Genomic DNA, 12,507 nt, shown 5'->3' on the forward strand with positions numbered 1-12,507 from the left:
TCAGGTCAGAATATCGAAATACTGACCACGGCTTCCTGCTGCTGCCAGTGCGCTCTGTGCGTTGCCGGACGGGCTGTAGGTCGGCGAGGAAATTTGTTCGACATACTGGTCGGACTGCGTCTTTTGCTCGCCGTCTTTGAGGAACTGTTTCTGTTCATTGCGGTCGCGTTCATAGGACTGAACGGCGCGTTCAATTTCCTGATCCGATGTCAGGACGGAGGCACGGGTCCCGTCAATAATACGGTTTTGCTCGGCAAAGCGCTGCTCATCGCCGCGCTGCTGTGCAATGGGGCTTGCCTGCCGGATCGGGGCCGACTGCTGAAGATCAGAAAAGGGCGCAATAGTGACCATGACGGAACTGCTCGTTTGAACCGATTGGTGTTTTTAATTCGCGCGGAATATTACCCAGAGTGACTCGGATTTGAAGCCCTAATTTGCCCCTCAGGGCGACAAAAATGACAAGTCTTTGAAAACCAAATTAAAGTAATTTTGGCTCGCTGGCATTGTTGCTGTTCACATCATAGATTCCGGTCGCGAATCGGCTCGGACTGGTCTTTGCGAGCGCCTTCAGTTTCGCCGCTTCGACCGAAATATGGTCGAGCGTAATGTCGGTGCGTTCGGCCGGCAGACGGATCAAAGCGGCACTGACGCTCATCAAATCAAAACGTGCCGGTTTACCATCGCGACCCTTGCCGATCAGATAACCGTTTTCACGGGTTTCCGGGTCATAGAAACTTTTGATTTGGGCATCGAACATGGCCTGCACACGTTTGACTGCCTCGACCGCATCTTCAAAATCAATCGACTGGACATAGGCAAAGAAATCATCACCGCCGATATGACCGACAAACCAGTCATTCTGGCTTAGAACCTTACCCAGGATATCCTTGAACAACAGGATCGCCCGGTCGCCTTGGCGGAAGCCATAGCTGTCATTGAACGGTTTGAAATTATCAAAATCGAAATAGACGGCAAACCGGCGCCGGCGCGGTTCGGCCAATGCCCGCGCGGCATAGCGGTAAATCGCACTGTTGCCGGGCAATCGGGTCAGCGGGTTTTCATCACGGGCATTCAGGGTATTGCGCTCATTCACCGCGCGCAAAAGCGCACTTTGATCGAGCACGCCAAGGTATTGACCATTCTCGGTCAGGATCACGCCATCAAGCGCCTCGGTCGCGACAAAGGTTTCAAGCAGTTCTGACAGGCTGGTGCGAATATCGGCAATCGGGCAACGGCGTAGGAACCGTTTGATATTGGCCCGGTTGGCCGGGTTTTGCAGCAACTCGCGGCCAAACGGCGTATAGATGAACGCCTTGAACTCGGAATCCCGGACAATGCCCAACGGCTCACCATCCGGATTGACGACGGGGACCAGCGAAATATCGGGGTTCTGCTGAAAATAGCTCAGGATATCGACCGGGTTGATGTCGCTTGGCAGGGCGGCCGTTTCCAGCAAATAGGACCTGACAACGTCGTCATCACGATCTGACTGGCGGCGTGAATCGGCGGCGATATCAGCAGCGGTTTTCACAAGGTCAGTCTGTTCGGGGATATCAAGGGCAGGGCGGGCGATAAAGAAGCCCTGTACCAGATCGCAGCCGAGACGACGGCAACACTGGAACTCTTCGCGGGTTTCAACCCCTTCGGCAACCACCTGTGCGGCGATCATATGGGCAAAGGCGGTGATCTGTGTGACGAACAGTTCCTTGCGGCGGTCGCGGTCGATGCCATCAATAAAGAACCGGTCGATCTTGATGATGTCAGGTTCGCATTCATACAGCGCGCGCAACTGGGCGAAACCGCTGCCGTAATCATCAATGGCAATCTTGAAGCCCTGACTACGATAGCGCACCAGAATGTCCTTAAGGTATCCGGCATTGCTGATATCGTGGCGCTCGGAAATCTCAAGAAAGATGGTATCGCGCTCCAGTCCGGCATCGCTTAGCAGAGCGGCGGTTTGACCGGGCTGGTAATCTTCGGTTTTCACAACGCGATTGTCGAAATTGTAAAACAGCTTAAGCCGCTTGGCGCCGGGGAAACGTGCGAATTTCTCGATCGCCTTGGCCCGCAGCATCATGTCGACACTATGCAGGTTGCCGGTGTCCCAGGCGGTATCAAACAGCGCCTGAATGGACGTGAACCCGGCATCTTCCCACCGGCGCAACAGCGCCTCATAGCCAAAGACATGGCCTGTATGCGGGCTGACAATGGGTTGAAATGCGAAGTCGACTTTTTCGACGACCTGCTGCCAGTTGCGCAGCATGACCGGATGGGTCATGGGTCGGTCGGATATCCACTGTTCATCTGCATCAGAATCCAAATGCAGTACCCCGATCTTCAAAATGGTCTTATTTCCCGGAAATTAGAAGAATTAGAAGTTCCGGGTTTGCTGGTATCTCAGATATGACAACAAGTTCGTGACAGTAGGATTACGAATATGTGACATCCGCGGAAAACATCCGCTTTTATGTCAAAAAACCGCCGCGATCCTATACAAAGGGGCTAGACAAATTCACGGGATCGATACCCTTTAAACCTGTCCGATTGCTCGCCCGGCAAGCGGATGATGCTCCTGAACCAGCCCGCGCAGCCGTGACTCGAGAACATGGGTATAAATCTGCGTGGTCGAGATATCCGAATGGCCCAGCATCTTTTGCAGGGACCGCAAATCCGCGCCATTGGCCAGAAGATGACTGGCAAAGGAATGGCGCAGGACGTGCGGTGAAACCTTTGATGGCGGGACGCCAGCCTCGATCGCCAGATCCTTGATCATTTTCAGAAACATCTGACGGGTGAGATGCCCGGTTTTTCCGCGCGACGGGAAAAGGTATGGGGATTGCCCGGGGCGGTCGGCATGGCCATCTGATTTGTCTGATGGAATGAAGGCATCACGAACCTCCAGATAGTCCCGCAGCGCATCGCGCGCCGGATCCGAAAGCGGCACCAGCCGTTCCTTGCTGCCCTTACCGCGCACAATCAGCATCTGCGGATCGCGTGCGGCGGCGGCAAAGGGCAGCTCGACCAGTTCGGATACGCGCATGCCCGTGGCATACATCAGTTCCACCATCGCCAGCAGGCGTTTGCCTTTGATGCCCGGATGGTTGGTCGCCGCAAGGATCAGGCGGTCGATTTCCTCAATCGACAGGAATTTCGGCAGGGTCTGGCCCTGCTGGGGGCTATCGATATTCGATGACGGGTCGTCATTGCGATAGCCATCGGAATACAGAAACTTGTGAAATTGCCGAAGCGCTGACAAACGCCGCGCCTGTGTGCGCGGGGCAAGCCCGGCGGACCCAAGTTCTGCCATATAACGCCGGACATCCGCATCACTGGCCGCCACCGGGTCGGATTTCGCAGCCGTCAGCGAGGATGCATAATCCTCAAGATCGCGGCGATAGGCATCAAGCGTATGCGCACTGGCCCCGCGTTCGGCCGCCATCATTTCCAGAAAGGCCGATATCAGCGAGTTTGTCAGTGCTTTGGCCATGGCTGGTTCCGCCAGTGATTAACACACTTGGTCATCAAGCAATCTTAGTGGTTGAACGACATCAGCAATTCTGTCGCCAGACGCCGCGCATCCCCATGCAGCCCGACCGTTTCAAGCGACGTGACTGTGTCGCTCAGAACTTTGGGATCGGCATTTTCGGATGCCGCAATCTGCTGGGCCTGAATGGCCATTGCGACGGTTTTTGCCTTTTGCTGGGCACGCGCCGCAGTAGCCAGATGATGGGAAACTGCACTGCTGGTCGTAACACGCTCTTCCGCATAAGGAGCGGTCAGAAGCCCGTCCCAGAGGGTGTTAGGGACTTCGATGCCAAAGCCTTCAAACAGATTGAAGATCAGCTCGCTATAGCGTCGTGCGGCCGCCTGATCACCACGTGCGGCCTGCATTTCCTGCCATTCGATCATGCGTGCACGATGACGGGCAAGGGCGGCGGCACGTTCTGACGCGCTTTGCACATCTTCGGGCGATGCCGAATTGGGCATCACGGTTGCCGATGCCATGCCGCCACTTGATGTCGGTGCATCGGGCACAACCGCACCGCCAAGGCCAAAGTTCTGCTGCGGGGCAGATTGGGTGTCGGTCCCGAAGCCCTGCGATGCATTTCCGCTCGCCGCGTTCACAGCCGGTTGGGTCGGTTTGACCGCACCGGTTTCTTCAAGGCCCGAAATCGCCAGAACCGGATAAAGCAGGCTTAGGCGCGAAGAAATGTCATTTGATGCATTGGCCGAGGACCGGGCAACCTGAAGCCAGCTTTCTGCCCGTTCGAAACTATTGGCGGCAATCGATGCCTTAAGGGCTGAGACAGCAAACCACGAAAAGTCGCCATTCACCGGAATATCGGCTAGCAAAGGTGCCGAAAGGCGGGCGGCCTGCATGAAATCACCTTCAAACTCGGCCGCTTCAAACAGGGCGGCGAGGATTTCGGCGCGTGCTGCGGGAACGTCACTTTGGGCTGCTGCCTGATAAAGCTTGGCATATTGGCGCGCCTGAATGCCCTCGTTGGCATCATCAAGAACGTTCGCCAGCGCATCAGCTTCGAAATTCACAGACTGATAAACGTCTGCCAGTTGTGTCGGACTGATCAGGCCAAGCTTTTCGGCCTTGCGTGCGGCTTCAAGCCGGACGTCCGTCGCGGTGGCATCGGCATTGGTGATGCCAATAATGGCCGCGGCATTGCCGGTTTCAAGTTGGCTGGTCGGGATTGATTGTTTGGCAATGGCCAAAAGCGCCAGATCCAGCGGGCGCAGCTCGTCCAGCAATTCAGGATCGGCGGCGTTGCCGCTGCGGATTGCGGATACCAGACCAAAGAAGGTCGCATCGCCTTCGCCGCCCATTTCACGCACCAGATCGACCGAAAAGGCCGCCGAGGTCGGATCATTGGCATAGAACGCGCACATTGCCGCGGCCTTCAGCCAGAAAAGTTCCTCGTAACTTGTGCCGTAACTTTCAATGGCGTCACAGGCAGCATCGATCTCTGCACCGATCAGAAGTGTGTTGGTTTCTGCCTGTGCCAGCATGGAGCCGCGCGATCCTTGCGGGGCGGCGCGGACAAGTTCGATGGCGTTATCAAGTGCGCCCATTTCAATCAGCTTGGCAACGCGTGCTTCCAGCAGGCTGATCTCCGCAGAATCCTGTGGCAGGGCGGCGGCCGAAAGCAGCATCCGTTCCTGCAGATCGCGGGCGGTATGGGTGGCCGGTGTGGCCGGCAGTTCGGAAATCAGCTTTGCCGCAGACCGGCGTGTTGTGCCGTTCCACATATCAATGCCAAGACCGCCACGCGACCGATCAATCGTGCCGACTGCTTCGGCGTCGACCGCGCCAAGTGTTAAGGACTGAACCGCATTTGGATCAGACGGGAATGTATCGGTCTGGCTGGTATTTGAATTCGTGCTGCCAAAGCCACCAGATAGCGGCGCCGATGAGGTTCCCGGATTGGTCGGGCTTTGATCAGACTGGCGCTCCGCGTTCTGTTCGGCTTCCTGTTTTAAAAACAGCGGCACCGGGGCCGACGTTTGCGCAAGTGCAGGGGCGGACACAAGTCCCGTTCCCGTCATCATGGCCAGTAAACAGGTCTGTACGAGAGCCTTTTGCATTTAATCTGCACCGGTTTTGTTTGTGTTTGGCGAGCCGTTTGGCAAGGCACAGCGTGCAGGGCGATGCGGAGCATCGGCCAAACGGTGTAACGCAGAAAAACGCCGCCAAACACAAACCCGAAGGGCCGGGAAATCTGCCTGTCCCGCAGCGTCAGAGACCTTGCGCGTAACCCCGCTACGCTCAGCGGCCTTTTCCTTGCTGGACAGGCGGATTTCTCCGGCAAAACGGTCCAGATTAAGTGCAAAAGGCTCTGAAAAACGGGAACGCAATGTCATCTTAGTTGAACCTCGAATTCGGGATGGTTTCTTCGATTTGGGCCGTCGGGGCCGGGATGTCCCAGGTCACCAGGAACGTAGCACCGCCGGCAATCACGGCGATAACCAGCAACAGGATGATGCGCGATAAGATCTTCATTTTAATCCAGACTTCGAAGCGTTTGAGCGAAGGACGCGAATACCAGTATGCGGACGAAAATCAAAGATGCAAGAACCGGAACCGCCAATCATTTTGGCCATTCGTTTCCTTGTCTTGAACCTTTCATCGCATCGCGGTGGTCGCACGCCAATTCGGCAACTTCATGGCAGTATAAGTCCCTGTTACTCACAGAGAGTTAATGCAACTTCCGTGGTGTTTGCGCGCAACAAGGTTGGGTAAAATGTCATCCCAGCATGCGCAAAGTGACCGAAAGCGGTAATTTGACGCTGCATTTTTGTCGTGTTTGCTGTGCGGTTTGCTTGCGTTCAGGGGCAAGCTGCCCTAAAGAATTGGGTAATTTGTAACGCATTTGATTGAACCACAGGACTGCAAACCGAACATGGACAGCAACATTGCCGAGTCGGGTTTGCACGAAGACGTGATCGCCAGAATTCGCAGTGGCCTTAAGGGCCGCACATTGGTGTTCATTGGACTGATGGGTGCAGGAAAAAGCTGCATCGGCCGGATGGTCGCCAAGGAACTCAATCTGGATTTTGTCGATGCCGACCGCGAGATCGAAGAAGCCGCTGGCTGCTCGATAGCCGATATCTTCAAGCTGTATGGCGAAGAGGCTTTTCGCGACGGCGAGGAACGTGTAATTGCCCGTTTGCTTGATGGCGAACAGATCGTGTTGGCCACAGGCGGTGGTGCGTTCATTCGTGAACGTACGCGTGAACTGATTCTCGAAAAATCCGTATCGGTCTGGCTACGTGCCGACCTTGATCTGCTGATGCACCGCACCAGCGGGCGTACCCATCGCCCGTTGCTCAATAACGGTGACCCCAAGCAGGTCCTGGCCGATCTGATCGAGACACGTTACCCGGTCTATGCCGGGGCAGACATTATCTTCGACTGTGATGAATCCTCAAAGGAAGCCACCCGTGACGCGGTTCTTGAACTGCTCGCCAATTCCTTTGATGACGACGGTCAATTGATCAAGACAGGAACCTGACAGAGTGAGCAATCACGACACCCTTCGCGTCGAACTTGGCGCGCGCAGCTATGACATCCTTGTTGGCAGCAACCTTTTGGCCGACACCGCCAAATATATTGCCCCGTTCGTCAAGAAGGCCGGTGTTGTCGTGATCAGCGATGCGGCCCTTTCCGACAATCACCTGCCGACCGTGCTGAGCTCGCTCGACGGGGCGGGGATCGCACATCGCGAAGTCGTCGTGCCATCGGGTGAAAAATCCAAAAGCTTTGCGATGTTCGAAGACGTCGTCGAACAGATTTTGGCAATGGGGATCGAACGCTCCACCCTGATCATTGCGCTGGGCGGTGGTGTGGTTGGGGATCTGGCCGGTTTTGTTGCCGCGTCGCTTCTGCGCGGACTTGATTTCGTTCAAATCCCGACGACGTTGCTCTCGCAGGTCGACAGTTCGGTGGGCGGCAAGACCGGGATCAATTCCAAGTCGGGTAAAAACCTGATCGGGGCGTTTCATCAGCCGCGGCTGGTTCTGGCCGATACGTCGGTTCTTGATACCCTGCCGGCACGTGAATTGCGCTCTGGCTATGCCGAGGTTGCCAAATACGGCCTGATCGATGATCCGGAATTCTTTGCTTGGCTTGAAGAAAACGGGCAGGCGGTGCTTGATCAGGATGGCCCTGAACGCCGTCAGGCCGTGATCAAAAGCTGTGCGGCCAAGGCCCGCATTGTTTCCGAGGACGAACGCGAAGGCGGCAAGCGCGCGCTTTTGAACCTGGGTCACACCTTTGGCCATGCGCTCGAAGCTGAAACCGGATATGGCGAAAAGCTTCTGCACGGCGAAGCCGTTGCCATGGGCATGGTCATTGCCCATGACGTTTGCGGCGCCATGGGCATGGCCCCGGCAGGTGAGAAAGACCGGATTACTGCCCATCTGAAATCGGTGGGTCTGCCGGTGGCAGCATCCGAAGTGACCGGCATGCATTGGGATATCGACAAGGTGATTGGTCATATGTCGCGCGATAAAAAGGTCCGCGACGGCGAGATTACCTTTGTCATGACACGCGGCATCGGCAAGGCCTTCACGTCAAAGGCGATGGATGTCGAGAAAATGCGTGCGGCCATCACGCGGTCCTGCCGCGGGTAACGGTTTTGCGACATTTGGCGCTGTGATCAGCGCCAATGTGTTGTTGTTAACTTGTTTAACGCCATTTGACCTTATAGATGAACACGGGACAAACTGGTTCTAACGATTTCACCGCTTGGAGACGGCCCTGAATGACGGTCACGATTGTCGTGATTTTTTTCCTGTTGATGCTTTCGGCATTCTTTTCTGGCTCGGAAACCGCGCTGACGGCGGCGTCGCGTCCGGTCATGCACCACAAGGAACAGGATGGTGATCTGCGGGCCGGGATCGTCAACAGGCTGCGCCGTTATCAGGAACGGTTGCTGGGCGCGATTTTGCTCGGCAACAATATGGTCAACATTCTGGCCTCTGCGCTCGCGACCTCGGTGATGATCGAACTGTTTGGCGAAAACGGCGTGGTCTATGCGACCGCCGTCATGACCGCCCTTGTTCTGATTTTTGCGGAAATTCTGCCAAAGACCTACGCACTTCAGCATGCCGATACCATGGCGCTGCGCGTTGCGCGCCCGATGAGCGTGCTGGTCGTTCTGTTTGCCCCGATCACCCAGACCATTCAGGTTGTCGTGCAGGCCACCTTGCGCCTGTTTGGCAGCGGCGAAGGCCCGGGACTTGATAGCGAACGCGAATTGCGCGGCGCGATCGAACTGCATGCCGATGACGTGGTTGTTGGCAACCACCATGCCGAACGCACCATGCTGCATGGGGTGCTCGATCTTGAAGATGTTGGCGTCTGGGAAATCATGGTGCACCGTCGCAAGGTGCAGATGATCGATATTTCCCGCCCGATGGAAGAAATCCTCGATACGGTTCTGGCAAGCCCGCACACCCGTATTCCGATCTATGAAAAGGATCCGGACAACATCGTCGGTGTCCTGCATGCGCGCGAAGTCCTTAAGGCGATCGTGCGCGGCGCCAAGCCGGCCACGGCCGAAGATGTCCGTGAACTGAGTGCCGAACCCTGGTTTATTCCCGATTCAACCACCCTTGCCGATCAGCTCAAGGCGTTCAAGGAGCGTCATGAACACTTCGCCATTGTGGTCGATGAATATGGCGCGTTCGAAGGCGTGGTGTCGCTTGAAGACATTCTTGAAGAAATCGTTGGCGATATTTCCGATGAAACCGACGTCGAAGTGGTCGGTGTCCATCCCCAAGCTGACGGATCGGTCATTGTCCGCGGTGATGTCACCATTCGCGACCTGAACCGTCGCTTTGGTTGGCGATTGCCGGACGAGGAAGCCGCCACTGTGGCGGGTCTTTTGCTGTATGAAACCCGGCGTATTCCCGATGTCGGGCAGCAGTTCCGTTTCCACGGGTTTGAGTTCGAAGTGTTGCGCCGTATCCGCAACCAGATCACCCGTGTACGTCTGCGCGCGGTCACCGATCCGGCCGGGGAAGAGCAGGAATAAGAATCTGCACCCCGGGGCTGCGGTGTGTTGCCGTAAAACCATTCCCGCGTAAAAAATTTCAGCTTTATCTACTTATGGGTTAAACTTGTGCATCAAGGTCTTGACCCAAAGGATTGCAGGGCCACTTGCAAATAAGGGCCCGTCACACTGTGTCATCCAGAAACGTCAATTCAATCTGACGTTTGTCAGTGTGAGACCAGATGATCTGATCGGGTTTGGGCATGTGGCAACAGCAACCTGCAGAGAGAGATGCATGGATACCAAAATTGTACCGGGTGTGGTCCAGGAACAATCCATCGCGACACTCAACCCCGCCGATTCCGTGATGGACGCCGTCAACATGATGTCTGAGCGCAAAATTGGTGCGGTCATTATCGTCGACAATACGGCCAGGCTGGCCGGAATTTTCACCGAGCGTGACCTTGTCAACCGTGTGGTCGCCAAGGGTCTGGATGCGGCATCAGTGCCGTTATCCAAGGTCATGACAGCAGATCCCGATACGCTTGGTCCCGATGATTCGGCCATGAGTGCGCTCGATCTGATGAGTGCGCGGCGATATCGCCACTTGCCGGTGGTGGATGGCGACAAGGTTGTCGGCATGGTGTCGATCCGTGACCTGTTTAATGTGGTCAAACGCCAGCTCGAAGAAGATGTCCGCGAGCGCGAAAAATTCATCTTCGGTTCCGATTACGGCGTGGCCTGAACCAACGGCCTTCCAGGTGTAAGACACGGCATCGGCCTGAGGGGAAAATCCCCTCGGGCCTTTGGCCTGTGCGAAATTTCCGGTGTTTTGGGTAAGCCGGGCTGGCTGGCCGGAATGGCAGCAAACGCTTTTGCGACTTGACAGCGCGCAGGTGAACGTCTTTACGTTTACGTAAAGGAGAGAGTCCCATGCCATTGTCCCGCCCCGCCGAACGCGAACACATTCATACCCGCACCGTGACCTGTCAGGGGTTTCGTCGCAAAGACGGCCTGTGGGATATCGAAGGTCACATCACGGATGTCAAAACATACGGCTTTTCCAATCACGACCGCGGTGAAATCCCGGCGGGGGAGCCGGTTCACGGCATGTGGATCCGGGTGACCATTGGCGATGACCTTGTTATCCGCGAGGTCGAGGCCGTCACCGACTACGCCCCGTTTGCCGCCTGTGACGCGATTGCGCCCAATTATGAAAAGCTGGTTGGCTTGAAGCTTGGCCCGGGCCTGCGCAAGCAGATCCGTGACCGCACGGGGGGTGTTCATGGCTGTACGCATCTCAATGAATTGATGGGGCCGGTGGCGACCACCGCGTTTCAGACGGTCTTTCCGATCCTGGCCAAGGAATCCCTGCAGATGCGCGATGAAAATGATGACAAGCCGCCACGTCGCAATCCGTTGATCAATACCTGCCATGGCTGGCGCAGTGACGGGCCGGCTGTGAAACGCATCTCGCCTGAATTCTACACCGGTGATGAATAGGTGCTCTGCGCGTTTTTGCCGTCTTGCAAGTACATGCGCGCAGTCCAATATCAAAATGGTCCGTAACGTGTATTTGTCAGGTTGTATGTGGCCATGTTGCGCTGGGATGGAAACCATAAAACAATAAACAACAAGAACTGCCGGAATGCTGTTTTGCGATCTTTGGCAACAGCAGCGCTTTATTCATTTCTGCTGGGGTCGGCGGGACTGACGACATCGACGTCGCAGGCCCATGATCTTGTGTCATCCCCGGCTGAGTCCGGACAGGCCGACTTTAACGGCCAGGACAGCTTTCTGATCCTGCAAACCAACCTGCATCCCCCATATCAGGAACTGCAAAACGGCATGCTAAGCGGCTATTCCGTCGCCATCCTGAACTGCGTGTTCGAGCGGATCGGTGTCGGGTATGGCTTTGCCATTGCGCCGCGCCAGCGTAACCGGGAGATGGTTCGAAATGGCCGGGCAGACGGGTTCTTTCTGGCGCGCATCAGCGACACCATGGATGAATATGCAGTGGCGACAAATCCGCTGGCGCTTGAAAAATGGGTGTGGGTTTCCTCGACGCAGCAGTCCGATAACCCCCGCGTAAGCGGTGTGCCCAAACCGGGCGATTTCGCCTCTGTTGGTGCGATACTCGGCTCGAACGAGGCCGAATGGCTAAGCGAGCAGGGCTATGGCGATATCATGCGCGTCCCGTCAATTGCATCGCTGGTCGGGCAGGTGGCAGCAGGCCGGGTGGAGTATGCGCTTGTTGACAAGCACAGCTTTGAAATCGCGCGTAAGTCGCTGGAAATCGGGTCTGACAAATTCGCTGTCAAATTCGAACGGTATGCACCGTTGGTGGTCTATTTTTCCAAACGCTATGTCGCTGCCTTTCCCGATCTGCTTGACCGATTGAACGGGGTGCTGGAATTTTGCGAAACCCGCCCGATGAGTCTGGAGCCGTGGGAACGCGATGCCATTGAACGCGAACAGTTGCCGATCGTGCGGCAATTTGCCAATTCCCCGGCCCTTCAGGACCATGTTCTTGATCTGGTCGAAGGACGAAAAGGCCTGGCAGCAGATCAGAAACGCCAGACGGATGAGGAATGGACAACCTTGTCTCGGCGCGGCCAATCCAGCGCGACAGCGGCCGAAATTCTGGGCAATGACTTGTCGGATTATCTGCGCACGTTTCAGGCCGGCATTGGCGATCAGATCGCAGAGGCATTTGTGTTCGACCTGCATGGCCAGATCATTGGCATGAGCCGCCTGACATCGGATTTTGACCAAAGTGACGAGGCGCAATTCCAGATGACCGAAAGCATCAACCGCGATCATGCCATGATCACGGATATCCGCTATGACGGCTCGACCCGGGCTTTTCTGTCGCAGATCACCGTGCCGGTCGTCGATCCGGATACCGGCAGAACAGTTGCGGCACTTACCGTCGGGCTTAACGTTTCTGCGGCACTGCGTCCCGATATCTGACATCGGCCATGAAAACCGAAACCAC

General features: G+C 56.0%; 11 protein-coding genes. 6 read left to right on the forward strand and 5 right to left on the reverse strand.

Going from position 1 to position 12,507, the window contains the following annotated elements; translation table 11 throughout:
- From ACXAF0_RS05015 to ACXAF0_RS05035, 5 genes are all read right to left on the reverse strand, one after another.
- On the reverse strand, positions 1-351 hold the full coding sequence (locus ACXAF0_RS05015; protein WP_475344369.1) for a hypothetical protein: 351 nt from the start codon (positions 349-351) through the stop codon (positions 1-3).
- A gap of 127 nt (positions 352-478) precedes the next feature.
- Positions 479-2,278, reverse strand: a complete 1,800-nt coding sequence (locus ACXAF0_RS05020) for an EAL domain-containing protein (RefSeq protein WP_475344372.1) — start codon at positions 2,276-2,278, stop codon at positions 479-481.
- A gap of 252 nt (positions 2,279-2,530) precedes the next feature.
- The gene (gene xerD / locus ACXAF0_RS05025; protein WP_475344374.1) at positions 2,531-3,487 is read right to left on the reverse strand and encodes a site-specific tyrosine recombinase XerD; all 957 of its coding nucleotides are present in this window, start codon (positions 3,485-3,487) and stop codon (positions 2,531-2,533) included.
- A gap of 44 nt (positions 3,488-3,531) precedes the next feature.
- The gene (locus ACXAF0_RS05030; RefSeq protein WP_475344376.1) at positions 3,532-5,598 is read right to left on the reverse strand and encodes an antifreeze glycopeptide; all 2,067 of its coding nucleotides are present in this window, start codon (positions 5,596-5,598) and stop codon (positions 3,532-3,534) included.
- 277 nt (positions 5,599-5,875) lie between these two features.
- Positions 5,876-6,013, reverse strand: a complete 138-nt coding sequence (locus ACXAF0_RS05035) for a hypothetical protein (RefSeq protein ID WP_167722791.1) — start codon at positions 6,011-6,013, stop codon at positions 5,876-5,878.
- Positions 6,014-6,413: 400 nt separating this feature from the next.
- Here ACXAF0_RS05035 and ACXAF0_RS05040 point away from each other — a divergent pair, with 400 nt between their 5' ends.
- The 6 genes from ACXAF0_RS05040 (at position 6,414) to ACXAF0_RS05065 (ending at position 12,482) form a co-directional block, all read left to right on the forward strand.
- Complete coding sequence (locus ACXAF0_RS05040) at positions 6,414-7,025, forward strand: shikimate kinase (RefSeq protein ID WP_475344380.1); 612 nt, start codon at positions 6,414-6,416, stop codon at positions 7,023-7,025.
- A 4-nt stretch (positions 7,026-7,029) separates the two neighbouring features.
- A complete protein-coding gene (gene aroB / locus ACXAF0_RS05045) occupies positions 7,030-8,145 on the forward strand; it encodes a 3-dehydroquinate synthase (RefSeq protein ID WP_475344382.1) in 1,116 nt (371 codons plus the stop codon).
- 131 nt (positions 8,146-8,276) lie between these two features.
- Positions 8,277-9,551 carry an HlyC/CorC family transporter gene (locus ACXAF0_RS05050; RefSeq protein ID WP_475344384.1) on the forward strand — a complete coding sequence of 425 codons (1,275 nt, stop codon included), beginning with the start codon at positions 8,277-8,279 and terminating at the stop codon, positions 9,549-9,551.
- 253 nt (positions 9,552-9,804) lie between these two features.
- Complete coding sequence (locus ACXAF0_RS05055) at positions 9,805-10,254, forward strand: CBS domain-containing protein (RefSeq protein WP_475344387.1); 450 nt, start codon at positions 9,805-9,807, stop codon at positions 10,252-10,254.
- Positions 10,255-10,442: 188 nt separating this feature from the next.
- Positions 10,443-11,012: a DUF2889 domain-containing protein gene (locus ACXAF0_RS05060; protein WP_475344388.1), complete on the forward strand. Its 570-nt coding sequence runs from the start codon at positions 10,443-10,445 to the stop codon at positions 11,010-11,012.
- A gap of 153 nt (positions 11,013-11,165) precedes the next feature.
- Positions 11,166-12,482, forward strand: a complete 1,317-nt coding sequence (locus ACXAF0_RS05065) for a transporter substrate-binding domain-containing protein (protein ID WP_475344393.1) — start codon at positions 11,166-11,168, stop codon at positions 12,480-12,482.
- Positions 12,483-12,507: the final 25 nt, after the last annotated feature.

It is taken from the genome of Thalassospira sp. ABD4_177 (assembly GCF_056160125.1).

What these genes read in the sequence shown, in the direction of transcription:
- ACXAF0_RS05015 (WP_475344369.1), bottom strand. Translation starts at nt 351, where the DNA reads ATGGTCACTATTGCGCCCTTTTCTGATCTTCAGCAGTCGGCCCCGATC.
- ACXAF0_RS05020 (WP_475344372.1), bottom strand. Translation starts at nt 2,278, where the DNA reads ATGACCCATCCGGTCATGCTGCGCAACTGGCAGCAGGTCGTCGAAAAA.
- xerD (WP_475344374.1), bottom strand. Translation starts at nt 3,487, where the DNA reads ATGGCCAAAGCACTGACAAACTCGCTGATATCGGCCTTTCTGGAAATG.
- ACXAF0_RS05030 (WP_475344376.1), bottom strand. Translation starts at nt 5,598, where the DNA reads ATGCAAAAGGCTCTCGTACAGACCTGTTTACTGGCCATGATGACGGGA.
- ACXAF0_RS05035 (WP_167722791.1), bottom strand. Translation starts at nt 6,013, where the DNA reads ATGAAGATCTTATCGCGCATCATCCTGTTGCTGGTTATCGCCGTGATT.
- ACXAF0_RS05040 (WP_475344380.1), top strand. Translation starts at nt 6,414, where the DNA reads ATGGACAGCAACATTGCCGAGTCGGGTTTGCACGAAGACGTGATCGCC.
- ACXAF0_RS05050 (WP_475344384.1), top strand. Translation starts at nt 8,277, where the DNA reads ATGACGGTCACGATTGTCGTGATTTTTTTCCTGTTGATGCTTTCGGCA.
- ACXAF0_RS05055 (WP_475344387.1), top strand. Translation starts at nt 9,805, where the DNA reads ATGGATACCAAAATTGTACCGGGTGTGGTCCAGGAACAATCCATCGCG.
- ACXAF0_RS05060 (WP_475344388.1), top strand. Translation starts at nt 10,443, where the DNA reads ATGCCATTGTCCCGCCCCGCCGAACGCGAACACATTCATACCCGCACC.